Below are 15,348 nucleotides of genomic sequence, written 5' to 3'. Positions count from 1 at the left end.
CTCGGACCGCGGGTGACGGAGAGCATGGCAGCCAAGATCCGTCCACGCGGACGGCAGCGAGATGCTTAGGAGTGGCACGTGAAGGGTTCCGAGAGCCTGCTGGCCACGGCGACCGCGGCCGGTGTCCAGGTCTGCTTCGCCAACCCCGGCACCACCGAGATCCCACTCGTCGAGGCGTTCGACCAAGTTCCCGGCGTGCGCGCGGTGCTCGCGCTTTCCGAAGGCGTGGTGACGGGCGCCGCCGACGGCTACGCGCGCATGACGGGCATCCCGGCGATGACCCTGCTGCACCTCGGGCCGGGATTCGCCAACGGGATCGCGAACCTGCACAACGCGCGCCGCGCCCGCACGCCCATGATCAACATCATCGGCGAGCACGCCACCTGGCACCAGCCCGCCGACGCTCCGCTGAACAGCGACATCGAGTCGCTGGCCGGGCCGGTGTCGGGCTGGGTCGGCCGCACCACCTCGCCGGCCGTGGCCGCCGCCGAGTTCGCCGAGGCCTACCGGGCGACGCTCGGGCAGCGCCTGCCCGCCACCCTCATCGCCGCCGCCGACCACATGTGGAGCCAGGGCGGCACGCCCGCCGCCGTCCCGGCCGCGCCGGCGAGGCCCGCGGTCGACGACCAGCAGATCGCCGCGATCGCGAAGCTGCTCACCGGCGGGCGCGGCCGAACCGCGCTGCTGCTGGGCGGGCATGCGCTGGGCGCCGAAGGCATCCGCACCGCGGCGCGAATCGTGGCGACCACGGGCGGTGAGGTCCTGGTCGAGCGCTCCCCGGCGCGCATCGAGCGCGGCCCGGACATCCCGTCCGTGCGGTCGCTGCCGTACTTCCCGGAGGACGTTCTCCGTTCCCTAGAAGGGTTTTCGCACCTGGTGCTGGTCGGCGCGCGGACGCCGGTGGCGTTCTTCGGCTACCGGGGCATGCCGAGCTTCCCGCTGCCCAACGACCTCAAGGTGCGCACCCTGGCCGACACCGACCAGGACGCCGTCGAAGCGCTGCGCGCGCTGGCGGACGCGACCGGCAGCGCGGCGGCCGAGCTGCCGAACGCGGAGCGTCCGCAGGTGCAGGCGCCGGAGGGGCCGTTGACGGCGGCGAGCATCGCGGCGGCGATCGTGCTCACCCAGCCCGAGCAGGCGATCGTGGTGAACGAAGGCATTTCCTCGGGGGCTGCATACCCGGCGATTGCCGCCTCCGCGCCGCCGCACACCGAGCTCACCAACACCGGCGGCGCGATCGGCATGGGCATGCCGGTGGCCACCGGAGCCGCGGTGGCCTGCCCGGACCGACCGGTGATCAACTTCCAGGCGGACGGCAGCGCCGCCTACACCGTCCAGGCACTGTGGACGCAGGCCCGCGAGGGTCTCAACGTCACCACGGTGATCTGCGCGAACTCCCGCTACGGGATCCTGGAGGCCGAGCTGCGGCGCGCGGGCGTCGCCGAGCCCGGTGCGGCGGCGGCGAGCATGACCAGCCTGGCGGAGCCCACAGTGGACTGGACGGCGGTGGCGCGCGGTTTCGGCGTGCCCAGCACCCGAGCGGCCACCGGCGAGGAACTGCTCGCCGCGCTCCGCAAGGCGCACGCCGAGCCGGGCCCCCACCTGATCGAAGCCGTGCTGTAGGGCCGAACCCCGGCCGTTCCAAACGCACCAGCCAGAACTGACCGTGAGTCCCTTTGGCCCCCAACCCAAAGGGACTCACGGACCCCCAGTGATCAGCCCGCGACGGGCATCCGCTCGTCGTCGAGCAAGCCGTGGCGCATCGCGAACGATGCCGCCTCCAGCCGGGAATGCACTCCCAGCTTCGTCAGCACCGACTGCACGTGCGTGCGCACCGTCGTCGGCGCCACCCCCAGCTGCTTCGCCATCGCCGTCGTGTGCGCGCCGCCGACGAGCATTCGCAGGCATTGCCGTTCCCGCTCGGTCAGGTGCGATGCGAGCCGCCGGGCGTCCGTGGTGCCCGCCAGGCGCGGTGCCCGCGAGGCCGCCAGTTCGACGACGACCTCGCCGTCCATGACCCCGCGGATCGCCCCGGCCAGCACCGACAGCCCGCACATCTTGTTCACGTATCCCGCCGCGCCCTTGGCCAGGGCGTCGCGCATGCCCTGCACGTCGCCGTCCGCGGTGAGCACCAGGATCTTGGTGCGCTCGCTCGCGTTGCGGATCTCGCCGATGGCTTCCAACGCGTCGCCGTCGCCGAAGTACCGGTCCAGCAGGCAGATGTCCGGCCGGTGCTCCCGGACCACCCCGGCGACGCCGGTCACGTTGTCGGCGGTTCCGACGATGCGGCAGCCGTGCCGCGGCAGCGTCGCTGCCAGCGCGTCGACGAAGATCGTGTGATCGTCGCCGAGTACCAGATCGACCATGTTCCCGTTCCCCCGCTCAGGCCGTGCAGCCGGTCGGGAACACCAGCAGCGCGCGAGTGCCGCCGCCCGGTGCCGGCTCGATCCGCAGGTCGGCCCCGCAGCGCTGCGCCAGCGCCAGCACGATGCCGAGCCCGAGCGATGACGATCCGCGCGGCCCGCGGCCGAACCCCGGCCCGTCGTCGGTGATCTCGATCCGCACCTCGCCGGGCTCGGCGCGGCGCACCGCCACCGCGACCCGGCCGCCGCTCCCGGCGGCGCGCACCGCGTTGTCCAGCAGGTTCGACGCCATCCGCCACAGCAGCGTCTGATCGGTGCGCAGCCGGACGCCCTCGTCGGCGTGCAGCGTGATCTCGGCCTTCCCGGACAGCGATTTCACCGCGACGAGCTGGGTCAGCAGTTCGCGCGGGGCGAAGGTCTCCTCGCTGGGCTGCGCGGCTCGCAGGTCCACCAGTTCCAGCAGCCGGTCCAGCTCCAGTTCCATCAGCTGCAGCCGGTGCGCCGCGTCGCCGGGCAGCGCCGGGTCGCCGCGCAACCCGTCCGCGAGATAGGACAGCGTCGCAAGACCGTGCCCGAGATCGTGCAGCAGGCTGTGCAACTCCGCGCCACCTCGCGAACTCCGCGTCCGTCCAGGCGATATCGCCGAATCGGTAATCGTGTGCACCTCGACTCCTCTCCCCCATCGGCAGTCTCGTGCTATCCGGCAAATCGGATGCCGTGCGCGCGGTGTTGCAGCTGCTGCGAAAAGAGGAGGACGACTACTCCACGTGCAGCAGGTGTCTGGGAGTCAGGCACGCGGAAGTGCTGTTCCCGCGGTAACCCGGCTACCGTCGGTCACCGGGCTCCGTACGCCTCGACGAGCGCCTCGGCCAGCGCCTCGGTGCGGTGGCGGCCGTCCACCCGGGTGCGCGCCGTCGCGGCGAGCCGGTCGGCGACGCCGGGCGAGTCCAGCAGGTGCGCGATCGCCGTGGCCAGCAGCTCGGGCCGCCGGGGCGGCACCAGCAGCCCGGTCTCGCCGGGCGCCACCACGTCGCCGACGGCGTTGACGGCGGTGGCCACCACCGGGACGCCGCACACCATCGCCTCGACGATCGCCAAGGGCAGGCCCTCGTACCGGCTGGGCAGCGCGAACACGTCGAACGCGGGCAGCAGCTCCGCGACGTCGTCGCGCTCGCCCGCCAGCACCACGCGGGCTCCGCTCGCGGCGATGCACGCGCGCATCCGCTCGGCCAGCTCGCCGTCGCCGATCCACACGCCGACCACACCGGGCCGGTTCAGCGCGCGCAGCGCCGTGACGAAGTCCTCCGGCGCCTTCTGGTAGGTCAGTCGGCCCACCGCGCCGACCACGACGTCGGTCGGCGCCAGCCCGAGCCGCTGCCGGGCACGCCGCCGGGCCTGTGCGGTGCGCGTCGGCGCGTCGTGGTCGACGGCCACTCCGATGGTGCGGATGCGGTCCGGCGCGAGCAGCCCGCGCCGCAGCGCCTCGACCGCCACGCCGCTGCCCACGCACAACGCGAGGTCGGTGATCCGGCCTAGGCCGCGTTCGATCTCGACGTAGCCGCGCCGCCGGAATCCGCTCTGGAACTCGTGGAACCCGAACCCGTGGTAGGTGTGCACGATCCGGCCGACAGCTGCGCGGTGCGCAGCGACGCGGCCCAGCGCACCGGCCTTCGAACAGTGGGTGTGCACGACGTCGAAGCGGCGCTGCCTCAGCAGCGTCGTCAGGCGGTGCAGGGCGAGCAGGTCGTGGCCCGGTGAGATCGGCGCGCGCAGCGCGGGCTCGACGATCACCTCCAGTCCGGCGGCCTCCGCGTCGGGCAGCAGCCCGCCGGACCCGGTGATCACTGCGATCCGGTGGGTGGCCGGGTCCAGCGCCTTCGCCCCGCGCAGGGCCAGCACTCCGGCGCCGCCCGCCAAGCGGGTGATCACCGTGGCCACCCGCAGCGGGCCGGCGCTCACGGCTCGCCGTCCGGCTCGCCGCGCAGGCCCGCGGCGCGGGCGACGCTGACCGCCTCCAGCTGGCTGTGCACCCGGAGTTTGGCCAGGATGCTGCGGGTGTGGGTGCGGACGGTTTCGGTGGAGATCAGCAGTTCTCCGGCGATCTGGGTGCCCCGCTTGCCGGCGACCATGCCGGCGAGCACGTCCCGCTCGCGGTCGCTGAGCGCGTCCAGCGGGCCGTTGCGCTGCCCCGCCCGCACGACGTCCTCGCGCAGTTCGCGCAGCACCACGCCGAGCAGCTCCGGTGGGTACCAGCTGTGCCCGCGGGGCACGCCGCGCAGCACCTCGGTCAAGCGTTCGATCCCGCGTTCCTTCGGCACCCACGCGGCCGCTCCGGCCCGCGCGGCGTCGACGGCCTGCCGGACGTCGCGAATCCCGGTCAGCACGACCACTTCCGCTGCGGGCCGGATCTCCTGCAGGCGTCGCACCAGGCGCCCGGCGCCGGCCGGCTCCACGTCGAGCGTGATCACGTCCGGCCGGGACTGCCGCACCAGATCGGGCAGCCTCGGGTCACCGGCCGGGCAGTGCCCCACGACCCACAGGTCGGGCACCTCGGCCAGCCGGGCGCTGAGCGCCTCGGCCAGCATGAGGTGGTCATCCACCATGAGCACCCGTACCACGTCCACGCCCCCCAGCCTGAACTCCCCGGACCGGCCGGGCCTCCTCCAACCGCATGAAAGCACCCTCCCGCGCCCGCATGGCGGTCTGATGGGTGATGGCCACCTTTTGCCGACATAGCCGGAGAAAATGCCCTTCACGTCTCACCTGGTCGGGGCCGTGCTCGGCTCGGCCGGGCTGACGGCGCGGCGGTCCGGGCTGCGCCACCGGCCGGACGAGCTGGACAGCCAGGCCGCCGGAATCGCGTACAGCGCGATGCCCGCGTCCAGCACCCGCAGCGCCAGGAAGAAGCAGGCGAACAGCAGGAACCTCGGCTGCCGCTGCAGCACGGCGACGATGCAGGTGAGCGCCAGATCCGGGATCACCACGCCGAAAAGCAGCGTCGGCAGCGACGCGAATCCGGCGACGAACTCGTGCACGTCGTGCACCACCGGTATCGCGAGCACGCCATCGAAGACGGCAGGCACGACGAGCACCAGCGCCACGAACGGCAGCAGCACCAGCATGATGCTGCTCGCCAGCATCTCCAACAGCAGCAACGCCAGCATCAAGGTGAACAGGTTGGCCCTCGGCGGGTGCCGCCGGACCGTCTGCCACAGGCCCAGCGCCCAGCGCTTGCACTGCTTCACGTAGTCCCCGAAGGCTCCCGGGTCCTGCGTGGTCGCCACCGCCAACGGCGTGAAACCGACCTTGCCGAGCCGCTTCTGGTACACCTCGAAGGTCATGTTGAAGTCCTCGATGACCAGACCCGGCGGGTTGACCTCGATGCGCGGCAGCACGTCCGCGCGGTACATGCTGGCGAAGCCGGGCACGATGTGGGTCGCGTTGGCCCGCCGCCAGGTCTGGCCGAACTTCAGCAGGTACTGCGTCATGGTGTAGATCCGCTGCCGGTGGAAGGCCACCAGCTTGCCGACCGGCCCGAGCGCGCGATCCCGCCACGACGTCCGGACGCAGCCCGCCACCGCGACCACCGCGGGATCGTCGAACAGCGGCAGCGCCGCCCGGAAGTACCCGGGCTCGACGTGCGTGTCGGCGTCCAGCAGCATCACGACCTCGAAGCGGTCGACCAGCTCGAACCGGCGGATCGCCTCCTGCAGCGCGCCGGCCTTGCCGACGTTGTGGGCCGTGCTGATCACGTTCACCCCGCCCGCTTCCGCGAGTTCCACCGTGCGGTCCGTCGAGCCGTCGGAGACCACGTGCACGTTCTCCGGCGGCACGAGGGCGGTGATCGCCCGGATGCTGTCGACGATGACGCGCTCCTCGTTGTGCGCGGCCATCAGCACGGCCACTTCCGCCACGCCCAGCCGCGTCGGGCGGCTGCGCCGGCGGTGGTAGCGGTGGCGGCCCACCAGGAAGTCCTGCTCCGGCGAAGCCACCCCGCCCCGGTGCCGCCACCAGCGCCGCGTCGAAGTCTCGAACAGGCGCATCAACCCGATCAGGCCCCACAGCGTGAAGTTGGTCCCGAACACCGCGATGGCCAGCACCCACCAGGGAATCATCCGAATCCTCCAAAGTGGATCGACCGCTCAGCTGTCCAGCGGGAGGCTCTGCTGCAGCTCCCGCCACGTCTCGGTGTCCTCGTAGCCGAACATCCACAGGTAGACCCCGCGGATGCCGGAGCCGCGCGCCGCCTCGAACTTCGCCTTGGAGCTGGCGGCGTTCTCGAACCACACCTCGTGCTCCCGGCCCTGCCCGTCGGTGTAGCGGAACCACGGCGACTGCGTCGGTGCGTCGTAGTTGACCTGCGCCCGGTGCTCGGTGGCCAGCTGGAACGCCTTCAGCCAGGTCACCGCCGTGCCGTGGCCGTCCACCCAGTCGTAGCCGTAGAGCGGCACGCCGAGCACGACGCGCTCCGGTGGGATCTGGCTCTTGGCGTAGTCCAGCGTTTCCCGGACCCAGGCGATAGGCGCCACCGGCCCCGGCGGCGAGGTCGCCCAGTGGAAGTCGTAGCCCATCAGCCTGACCTCGTGCGCGGACCGGCCGATCGCGGCGTAGTCCTGGGCGACGTTGCGCTCGTCGTAGCCGGCGTCGGTGGCCTTCGCGAAGACCGCCACCGACAGCGTCTTGCCCTCGTCGTCCATGGCCTTGCCCAGCTCGGCGACGAAGTCGCTGAACACCTGCCGGTCGCCGGGGCGCAGGTTCTCGTAGTCGATGTCGATGCCCGCGTAGTCCTCGCGCTTGACCAGCTCGACGATCTCGGCGATGTGGTCGTGCCGCTTCGCCGGGTCGTGCAGCATCCGGGCGACCGGTTCGTAGGCCCAGATGCCGTCGGTGATGTTGGCGACCGACGGCACGATCGGGACGCCCGCCTCGCGCAGCTGCTCGATCCGCTTGGCGACCTCGGCGGTCTGCTCCGGCGGGTACTGGTTGGTCAGCCCGCCGTCCTGGCCCACCCCGTACATCCAGGGCGAGACCTCGTTGACCGACTTCTGGTTCTGCACCACCATCGACGTGCCGTTCTCGAAGTTCCAGAACGGCAGCGACGCGACGACCAGCGAGCCGGCCGGTGGCGGCGCACCGCGCGGCGTCACGGTCACCACGACCACCAGCACCGCCACCGCGATCAGTGCCAGGAACCAGATGGATCCGCCGAGGCTGCCGAAAGTCCGGGTGCGGCGCACCGCGGTCGGATGGTCCGAAGTGGACGATTGGCGCTCGTCGCCGCGCTGCCGCGCGTTCGCCGCGGGCCGGGCCCACTCGACGAGCCAGTGCTTCTTCTCAGCGCTCTGTTTCATCTCGTTCTCGCCTCAAGCCGTCACGGCCTGGCCGGCGCGCATCTGCTCGTCGATCACGTCGCGGACGATGTCGTCCAGCGTGCGCTCGGGCCGGAAGCCGATCAGTTCTCGCGCGTGGGAGCAGTCCGGCACGCGTCGCTGCATGTCCTCGTAGTCCGGCCCGTACGCCACTTCGTAGGGAACCTGGACGGTGCCGCTGGACGAACCGGTCATCGCGATGATCCGGCTCGCGAGCTCCTCGATGGTCACCTGCTCGGTGCTGCCGAGGTTGATCGCCATGCCTTCCGCCCCGTCCAACAGCGCCAACTTCACCAGTGCGGGCACCACGTCGGCGACGTGGCAGAAGCAGCGGATCTGCTTGCCGGTGCCGAAGATCGTCACCGGCCGCCCCTGCAGCGCCTGCCCGACCAGCCGCGGGATGACCATGCCGTAGCGGCCGCTCTGCCGCGGCCCGACGGTGTTGAACAGCCGCACGATCACCGCCCGCAGCCCGAGCTCCCGCACGTAGTTGTAGGTGATGCTCTCGTCGATGGCCTTGGCCTCGGAGTAGGTCCAGCGGGACTTCAGCGGCGAGCCGATGATCCGGTCGTCGCCCTCGGTCAGCCCGATCTTGCTGTTCTTGCCGTAGATCTCGCTGGTGGAGGCGACCAGCACCCGCGCGCCGTGCCGCAGGGCGGCGTCCAGCACGTTCTCGGTGCCGTGGATGTTGGTCAGCAGTCCCTGCAGGGTGCGTTCCTGGATGACGAACGCGCCGACCGCGGCGGCCAGGTGGAACACCACGTCCGCGCCGGCCATGGCCTCGTCGACCAGGGAGGCGTCCAGGATGGTGCCTGGGATCATCCGCAGGTTCGGGTCGCCGACCGGCAGGTTCGCGGTCTGGCCGGTGCTCAGGTCGTCGAGCCCGACCACCTCGTGACCGTCCGCGAGCAGCCGCTCGACCAGGTGCGATCCGATGAAACCGGCGGCGCCGGTGACCAGTGCGCGCATCACAGCCTCCCCGCGGGTACGGCGTTGCCGCGCCGCTGCCACAGCCGGGTGTACAGGTCGTCGATGCGGTCGGTGACGGCCTCGATGCCGTAGGCCCGGCGGATCGCCGGTTCGTCGGCGCGCGGCCGGGCGGCCAGGATCTCGGAGGCGATCTCCGCACGCATCCGCTCCGCGTTGCCGGGCACCTGGCGGGCACGGTCGGTCTCGATGCCGATCAGCGCCGGGCAGGTGGTGTAGAGCACCGGGATGCCGTTGGCCATCGCTTCCAGCACCGACAGGCCGAAGGTCTCCTGCTCGGAGGAGGCGATGAACAGGTCCAGCGAGGACAGCATCGCGGCGACGTCGTGCCGCTGCCCGGCGAAGATCACGTGCTCGGCGACGCCGTGCTCGCGGGCCAGCGCCTCCAGCCGCGGCCGGTCCGGGCCGTCGCCGACGATCAGCAGCTTGGTCTCCTGGCCCAGCATCGGGGCCATCGCGTCGATCACCAGGTTGAAGCGCTTGTTCGGGTCCAGGCGGCCGAGCACGCCGACCACGTAGGCGCCGTCGCCGATCCCGTGCTCGCGGCGCACCCGGGCGCGCGCGGCCCCGTCGAACTCGACCCGGCCGAAGTCGACGCCGTTGGGAATGACGGTGATCTTGCGCGCCTGCATGCCCCAGTTCCGCAGCCGCTCGGCGACGGTCTCGGACACCGCGATGGTGGCGTCCGAGCACAGGTCGGTGCCCAGGTAGAGCGCCCGCACTCCGAGGGACATGCGGCGGCGTTCCAGGTGGGTCTCGCCGATGGAGTGCTCGGTGGAGACCACCACCTTGGTGCCGGCCAGCCTGGCCGCGAGCCGCCCGTACACGCACGCCCGGTACAGGTGGGTGTGCACCACGTCGTAGCCGCCGTCGCGGATCACCTCGCGCAGCCGCAGCACGGCTCCGATCTGCGTGTTGCGGGTCATGCCCAGATCGCGCACCCGAACCCCGTCGCCGGTGATCATCCGGGCCACGTCGCCCGGGTTGTACAGCGAGACCACGTCGGCGTCGTGCTTGGTGTGCTGCAGGATCGACCGCAGCTGCAGCTCGGCTCCGCCGACGCCCAGCCCGGTGATCACGTGCAATACCTTCATCACGTTCCCCTCTTCGGATTTCCAGGTCATTTCCCGCACCGGCGGTGTCGCCGGAGGCCGGTCGACGCGGCGGCTCGGAGGACGATCCCGACCGTCCGGGCCACGATCACCGCGTCCCACCACGGCGACCAGTACTCGACGTACTGGTTGTCGAACCTCGCCCGGTCCGGGATGGAGGTGTCCCCGTGCAGGCCCTGCACCTGCGCCCAGCCGGTCATGCCGCCGCGCATCCGGTGCCGGTCCGCGTAGCGCGGGATCTCGCGGCCGAAGCGCACCGCGTAGTACGGCCGCTCCGGGCGCGGCCCGACCAGCGACATGTCGCCGCGCAGGACGTTGATCAGCTGCGGCAGCTCGTCGAGGTGCGTGCCGCGCAGCCAGCGGCCGAGCGAGGTGCACTGGTCGGCGGCCACCGCCCAGGTCTGCTCCAAATCGCCGTTCACGGTGCGGAGCTTGATGACTTCGCTGATCTGACCGGCCCGCGTCACCCGGAACTGGCGGAAGAACGTCCCGCCCTGTCCGCTGAGCGCGACCACCGCGGACAGCACCAGCAGCAGCGGCCCGAGCGCCAGCAACATCAGTCCACTGAGGACGACGTCGGTGCCGCGCTTGACCAGCTCGCCCGTCCGGCCATGGCCGAAGCGGCGCAACGGGATCAGCGGCACGCCCCAGATCTCGTCCAGGCCGGCGCGCGGCAGCGCCATGCCCAGTTCGTGCAGCCGCGGCACGACGCACACGTCCGCCGGCAGCGGACGGCTGGCCCGGATCGCGGTGACCAGATCCGCACCGTCGCCGCACACGAGCACCCGCGTGATGCGGTGCGCGGCAACGGCTTCCGCCAGTTCTCCGGGCCGCTCCAGCAGCCGCGGCCGCAGCCCCAACTCGGGATGCTCGGCGGCCATCTCGGCGAGTTCCCCGGCCACCGCGTCCGATCCGACGATCAGCGTCGGCTCGTTCAGGACTCCGCGCCGATACCCGCCGCGCAGCACCGCGTACAAGCCGCCGCGTGCCACGGCCAAGCCCACGAACACCGAGGCGCCGGTCAAGAGCAGGGCGCCACCGGAGAACCACGGCAGCAGCGCCACCAACGGCGCACCAGCCGCGACCGCGAGCTGCGGCAGCTGGTCCGACACCCGCAGGCAGATCCGCAGCCGGTGCTGGCCCTGCGCGGCCAGAACCGCGAACGCCACCAGCGCGTATCCCGCGTCGAGCGGCAAGTTCACCCCGGCGACCGGGATCAGCAGCACCAGCGCGACGAGATCGACCGCGGGCAACAACCAGCCCCCGACCTGCCACCGCACCCGCAGCCCGGGATTGCCGGCCGCGAGCGGCCACGGCTGCGCCACGGCGGGGTCGGTCACGCTCATCCAGCACCTCCGACGGCGATCGGGCGAGCCGTCGTCGCGACGATCCGGTCGGTGATCATCCGCACCGCGTAGTCCGCGCCGTAGACGAACCGCATGACCGGCCCGTGGCTCGGCGCCACCAGCGGCCCGGCGAAGTACAGGCCCGGCACCGACGACTCGAAGTCGCGGCCGACGCGCGGCGTGGCGTCGATGGTGCGGATCGCCGCGCGCAGCCCGGGCGACAGCATCGGCAGCCTGCTGAGGTCCGGCGGGTAGCCGGTGGCGCTGATGACGTGGTCCGCGGTGAACTCGCGGACCCCGCCGCCGACCCGCACCCCGATCCGCACCTGGTCCCCGGTGGCCTTGGCCCAGTCCAGCCGGTGCCCGACGTGCACCGGGAAGCGGCCTTCGACCCGCTCCCGCAGCCACCAGCCGCCGGCCGGCCCGAGCGCGGTGCGCGCCCGGTAGATCCGGGTCGAGCGCGGCAGGTGCCGGAACATCTTCGGGTGCTCGGAGTAGAACCAGGTCGACAGGCCCGAGCCCAGCCCGGCCTCCGGCTCGCGCATCCGGTTCCACAGTGGACGATCGGGCAGCAGCGGCTTGCCGTTCCACGCGATGCCCGGCGCACGCGCCACCAGCCGCGTGTTGGCGCCGCTTTCGTGCAGCAGCGCCGCGGTCTCCAGCGCCGACTGCCCGGCGCCCAGGACGATCACGTCCTGCCCGTCGAAACCGCTCAGGTCGTCGTGCACCGAGCTGTGCGTGGAGAGCTCGGCGGGCAGGTCCGCGAGCACTCCCGGAACCCGCGCGAAGTACTCCACGCCGACCGCGACGACCACCTGGCTCGCCTCGACGCGCTGCCCGTCGTCCAGCGTCAGCTCGAACCGCCCCGGTCGCTGCTCGATGCCGGCGACCAGCTGCTCCTCCACGTCCAGGCCCCGGCCCTGCTGGAACCACTCGCCGTAGTCGACGAAGTTCTCCAGCGACACCGGAAGGCCGTAATCCGCGTAGCGGCGCCCGGTTTCCAGGCAGAAGTTGCGCAGCGTGTGCGTGCCGTCCGGGTCGGACAGGTTCGACGCGAAGCCTTGCGACTTCAGGTACATGCCGCGCGGCATGTGCGCGCGCCACAGGTTCATCGGCAAGCCGAACTGCCGGTAGGACAGGCCGGTCCGGCGCAGGTGCGCGGCCAGCGACAGGCCGTACGGCCCGGCGCCGACGATGGCCACATCGACGAGATCGCTCATCTGTACTCCTCGAACAGCCGCTTCTGGCGGCGTCTGGTCGCTTTGCCCGGTTCGTAGTTACGCCCCGGGACGTATTGGGGCCGGTTCAACTCGGGATGGCGGGTGCGGCGGCGCAACGGCCGGGCCACCACCCGGCAGACCATCCAGAGGCACATCAGGAAGAACGGCAGCAGGTCGTCGCGGGCGAACCAGGCGGCCTCGTCCACGCCGCGCACCGATGACGCCCAGGACCGCAGCCCGAGTTCGCCGCGCCGCCAGTACCGCAACGCGGCGATCGGGTCGTAGTTCTCCACCAGGAACCGGCGGCCGAGCGGCTGCCGGCCGACCGGGATCTGCTGCCCGGTGAGGTCCAGGTAGGACGCGAGCGCGACATCCATTCCCGCGCTGTCGCGGAACAACCGGAACTGCGCGCCCAGCCGCGGGTTGAAGTCCAGCAGCTTGTAGCGCCGGTCGCGGGCGTCCCACCGGAAGTCCAGGTCCACGATGCCGTTGAACGCCAACCGCTCCAGCAGCTTCGTGGCCTCCCGCTCCAGGACGTCGTTCTCGGCGCAGGTGCCGAGGCTGGTCAGGCCGGCGTGCGCCGGGTAGGAGCGCTCCTTGACGCCGGTGAAGGCCGGCCGGCACACGGCGGCTGCGTCGCAGTAGCCGTGGAAGAACCAGTCATCGCCGGGCCCGCCCGGGATGAACTCCTGCAGCATCAGCCCGCCGGCCGCGGCGTCCCCGCAACGCTCGTAGAGCGCGGCCAGCTCGTCGGCGTCGCCGACGATCGTGGTGCTGCGCACCTTGCCCTTCGTCGTGACCCACGGCTCGGCTAGCTTCGCCACCAGCGGATATCCCACCTCAGCCGCGAAGTCCAGCGCCTCTTCCCAGGTGCCGGCAAGGGTCGCCGCCGCGCACGGCACGCCCAGCCGCCGGCACAGCTCGTACATCGAGTACTTCCCCGCCAGCCGGCGCGGAAGATCGCGGGGCGGCTGGGCGAACCGGAAGTACGGCCGCAGCGGATCGCCGTGCTCGGCCAGGAAGATCGCGCCCGCGTCGTCGGTGGGAATCAGCACCGACGGCCGGCCGATCCGGTCGGCAAGCTCCAAGAGCCCGGCGAGGATCTGATCGGTCTCCGCCGGATCCGGGCTCCACAGCCAGCGCCCGCGCAGGTAGCGGGAATGCGCCGCCGGGGCGAGGGAATCCTCCTGCACCGCGTACACCGGGACCCCGACCCGGCCGAGGCTGCGGATCACCCCGAGCCCGCCGTGGTGCATGACGTTCGGGTCGAGCTTGAACACCACGGCGGGCGTGGACGTGTCGAACATCGGCGCCCACCCCCTCACAGCACGCGCCGGTGCGGCACGGCGTCGAACTGGTAGGTCGCGTCGAGCACCTGCGGGCAGTCCCGCGCCCAGCCGTAGTCGACGCCTGGGTGCAGGGTGTGCAGCACCGTGACGTCCCAGTCGCGGCCGCGCGGCGTCGGCTCGCCGGTCATGCGGGTGCCGTCCGCAAGCGTGATCTCCGGCAGCAGCGGGTCGAAGTAGTGCACGTCGATCCCGATCCGCCGCAACCCGGCGAGGATCGGCAGCGCCGGCGACTCGCGCAGGTCCCGCACGCCCGCCTTGTAACTGACCCCGGCGACCAGCACCCGGGCGCCCGAGTGGTCGATGCCCGCCTCGGCGAGCAGCTCCACCACCCGCTGCACCACCCGGCCGGGCCGCTGATCGATCGACCGCATCGCCTGCTCGATGACCGGCGCCGAGAGGCCCTCCCGCCCCAGCTGCCACAGCAGGTAGTACGGGTCGCACGGGATGCAGTGCCCGCCGACGCCCGGCCCCGGGAAGCTGCCCAGGAACCCGTACGGCTTGGTCCCGGCGGCGATGGTCACCTCGATCGGGTCCAGGCCGAGCACCGCGCACGCGTCGGCCATCTCGTTGGCCAGCGCCAGGTTCACGGCGCGGAAGATGTTCTCGTAGAGCTTGGTCAGCTCGGCGGCCTCCGGCGAACTCACGAGGTACACCGAATCGGTCATCCGCCGGATGACCTCGGCGGCCCGCTCGGCGCACTCCGGCGTGGCGCCGCCGACGACGCGCGGAGTTTCCCGCTGCACGTGGTCGAAGTTGCCGGGATCGATGCGCTCCGGGCTGAACGCCACGTGCACGTCGATGCCCACCCGCAGGCCCCGCTGCGCCAGCGGCTCGACCAGCAGCTGCCGGGTGGTGCCGGCGAACGTCGTGGACGTCAGGATGATCACCTGGCCGCGGCGCGCGAACGACACCACGGTTTCGCACGCCGCCCGCAAGGCGGCCAGGTCCGGCTTGTGCGCGGTGTCGACCGGCGTCGGCACGCACACGATCACGGCGTCCGCGTCAGCGAGCACCGACGGATCGCAGGACAGCTCCAGGCCGCCCGCGGCCAGCGACGCCGACAACGCGAGCCGCTCCGGCTCGGGCAGGTCCACCTCGCCGGTCTTGATGGCCCGCAACCGGTCCTCGCTGATGTCGAAGCCGGTGATCTGCGCGGTCGGCGACTGCAGCGCGCACGCGGTGGGCAGTCCGACGTAGCCCAGCCCGACGACGACCACCGATTCGGCGCGTTCGGGACGCCGCGGTTCGAACGCGATCAGCCGGTCGGCCAGCAGGCGCTCCCGACCGTTGACCGCCAAAGCAAGCGGATGTTCAGTCACGGTTCCTCCCCCAGTTCGCCGTGCTGGAAGAACCCTCGCATCCGATTACCGGCCGGTTCTCCCACATCGGGGGGAGCGCGCTTACCGAATCCGGAGGAGACCGCGCGATCTTTCCCGGCGAAACCGGGCTGTTCCAACAAAAACCAGCACGCCGGGGTCGTGCCATCCTTACGCCGGATACGGGGCCGTGAGTCTTTTGGGTCGTCGATGCCGATCCGCCGCAGTCCCGCGAACCGATCGGAGGCGGCCTCGGTGTCGGCCCAGGCCCGGGCCACGATCGCCC

The 15,348-nt window shown here is 71.9% G+C and carries 14 protein-coding genes; 1 reads left to right on the top strand and 13 read right to left on the bottom strand.

The window, feature by feature from the left end; all coding sequences use genetic code 11:
- The first annotated feature begins 78 nt into the window (after positions 1-78).
- The gene (locus AB0I53_RS38270; RefSeq protein WP_358613936.1) at positions 79-1,623 is read left to right on the top strand and encodes an acetolactate synthase large subunit; all 1,545 of its coding nucleotides are present in this window, start codon (positions 79-81) and stop codon (positions 1,621-1,623) included.
- A 92-nt stretch (positions 1,624-1,715) separates the two neighbouring features.
- Here AB0I53_RS38270 and AB0I53_RS38265 read toward each other — a convergent pair whose 3' ends face one another.
- From AB0I53_RS38265 to AB0I53_RS38205, 13 genes are all read right to left on the bottom strand, one after another.
- Positions 1,716-2,366 carry a response regulator transcription factor gene (locus tag AB0I53_RS38265; protein WP_358613935.1) on the bottom strand — a complete coding sequence of 217 codons (651 nt, stop codon included), beginning with the start codon at positions 2,364-2,366 and terminating at the stop codon, positions 1,716-1,718.
- Between the two features lie 16 nt (positions 2,367-2,382).
- On the bottom strand, positions 2,383-2,961 hold the full coding sequence (locus AB0I53_RS38260) for an ATP-binding protein (protein WP_358613934.1): 579 nt from the start codon (positions 2,959-2,961) through the stop codon (positions 2,383-2,385).
- A 236-nt stretch (positions 2,962-3,197) separates the two neighbouring features.
- Complete coding sequence (locus AB0I53_RS38255) at positions 3,198-4,322, bottom strand: glycosyltransferase (RefSeq protein ID WP_358613933.1); 1,125 nt, start codon at positions 4,320-4,322, stop codon at positions 3,198-3,200.
- On the bottom strand, positions 4,319-4,987 hold the full coding sequence (locus AB0I53_RS38250) for a response regulator transcription factor (protein WP_358613932.1): 669 nt from the start codon (positions 4,985-4,987) through the stop codon (positions 4,319-4,321). The genes AB0I53_RS38255 and AB0I53_RS38250 overlap by 4 nt, the downstream gene beginning before the upstream one ends.
- 135 nt (positions 4,988-5,122) lie before the next feature.
- On the bottom strand, positions 5,123-6,478 hold the full coding sequence (locus AB0I53_RS38245; RefSeq protein ID WP_358613931.1) for a glycosyltransferase family 2 protein: 1,356 nt from the start codon (positions 6,476-6,478) through the stop codon (positions 5,123-5,125).
- 27 nt (positions 6,479-6,505) lie between these two features.
- Positions 6,506-7,714, bottom strand: a complete 1,209-nt coding sequence (locus tag AB0I53_RS38240; protein WP_358613930.1) for a glycosyl hydrolase family 18 protein — start codon at positions 7,712-7,714, stop codon at positions 6,506-6,508.
- Between the two features lie 12 nt (positions 7,715-7,726).
- Complete coding sequence (locus tag AB0I53_RS38235) at positions 7,727-8,701, bottom strand: NAD-dependent epimerase/dehydratase family protein (protein WP_358613929.1); 975 nt, start codon at positions 8,699-8,701, stop codon at positions 7,727-7,729.
- Positions 8,701-9,813: a glycosyltransferase gene (locus tag AB0I53_RS38230; RefSeq protein ID WP_358613928.1), complete on the bottom strand. Its 1,113-nt coding sequence runs from the start codon at positions 9,811-9,813 to the stop codon at positions 8,701-8,703. Before AB0I53_RS38230 ends, AB0I53_RS38235 begins: the two co-directional genes overlap by 1 nt.
- Before the next feature lie 26 nt (positions 9,814-9,839).
- Entirely contained in the window at positions 9,840-11,177 is a 1,338-nt protein-coding gene (locus AB0I53_RS38225) for a sugar transferase (protein WP_358613927.1), read from the bottom strand.
- The gene (locus AB0I53_RS38220; protein ID WP_358613926.1) at positions 11,174-12,397 is read right to left on the bottom strand and encodes an NAD(P)-binding domain-containing protein; all 1,224 of its coding nucleotides are present in this window, start codon (positions 12,395-12,397) and stop codon (positions 11,174-11,176) included. The genes AB0I53_RS38225 and AB0I53_RS38220 overlap by 4 nt, the downstream gene beginning before the upstream one ends.
- The gene (locus tag AB0I53_RS38215) at positions 12,394-13,704 is read right to left on the bottom strand and encodes a carboxylate--amine ligase (RefSeq protein ID WP_358613925.1); all 1,311 of its coding nucleotides are present in this window, start codon (positions 13,702-13,704) and stop codon (positions 12,394-12,396) included. The genes AB0I53_RS38220 and AB0I53_RS38215 overlap by 4 nt, the downstream gene beginning before the upstream one ends.
- A 14-nt stretch (positions 13,705-13,718) precedes the next feature.
- Positions 13,719-15,065, bottom strand: coding sequence for a nucleotide sugar dehydrogenase (locus tag AB0I53_RS38210; RefSeq protein ID WP_358613924.1), 1,347 nt, complete (start codon positions 15,063-15,065; stop codon positions 13,719-13,721).
- On the bottom strand, positions 15,062-15,348 hold a 287-nt coding region (locus tag AB0I53_RS38205), incomplete at its 5' end, for a hypothetical protein (RefSeq protein ID WP_358613955.1). The genes AB0I53_RS38205 and AB0I53_RS38210, both read right to left, overlap by 4 nt.

This window comes from Saccharopolyspora sp. NPDC050389 (assembly GCF_040655595.1).
Classification (GTDB): Bacteria; Actinomycetota; Actinomycetes; order Mycobacteriales; family Pseudonocardiaceae; genus Saccharopolyspora.
This window is presented reverse-complemented; position numbering and strand designations above follow the sequence as displayed.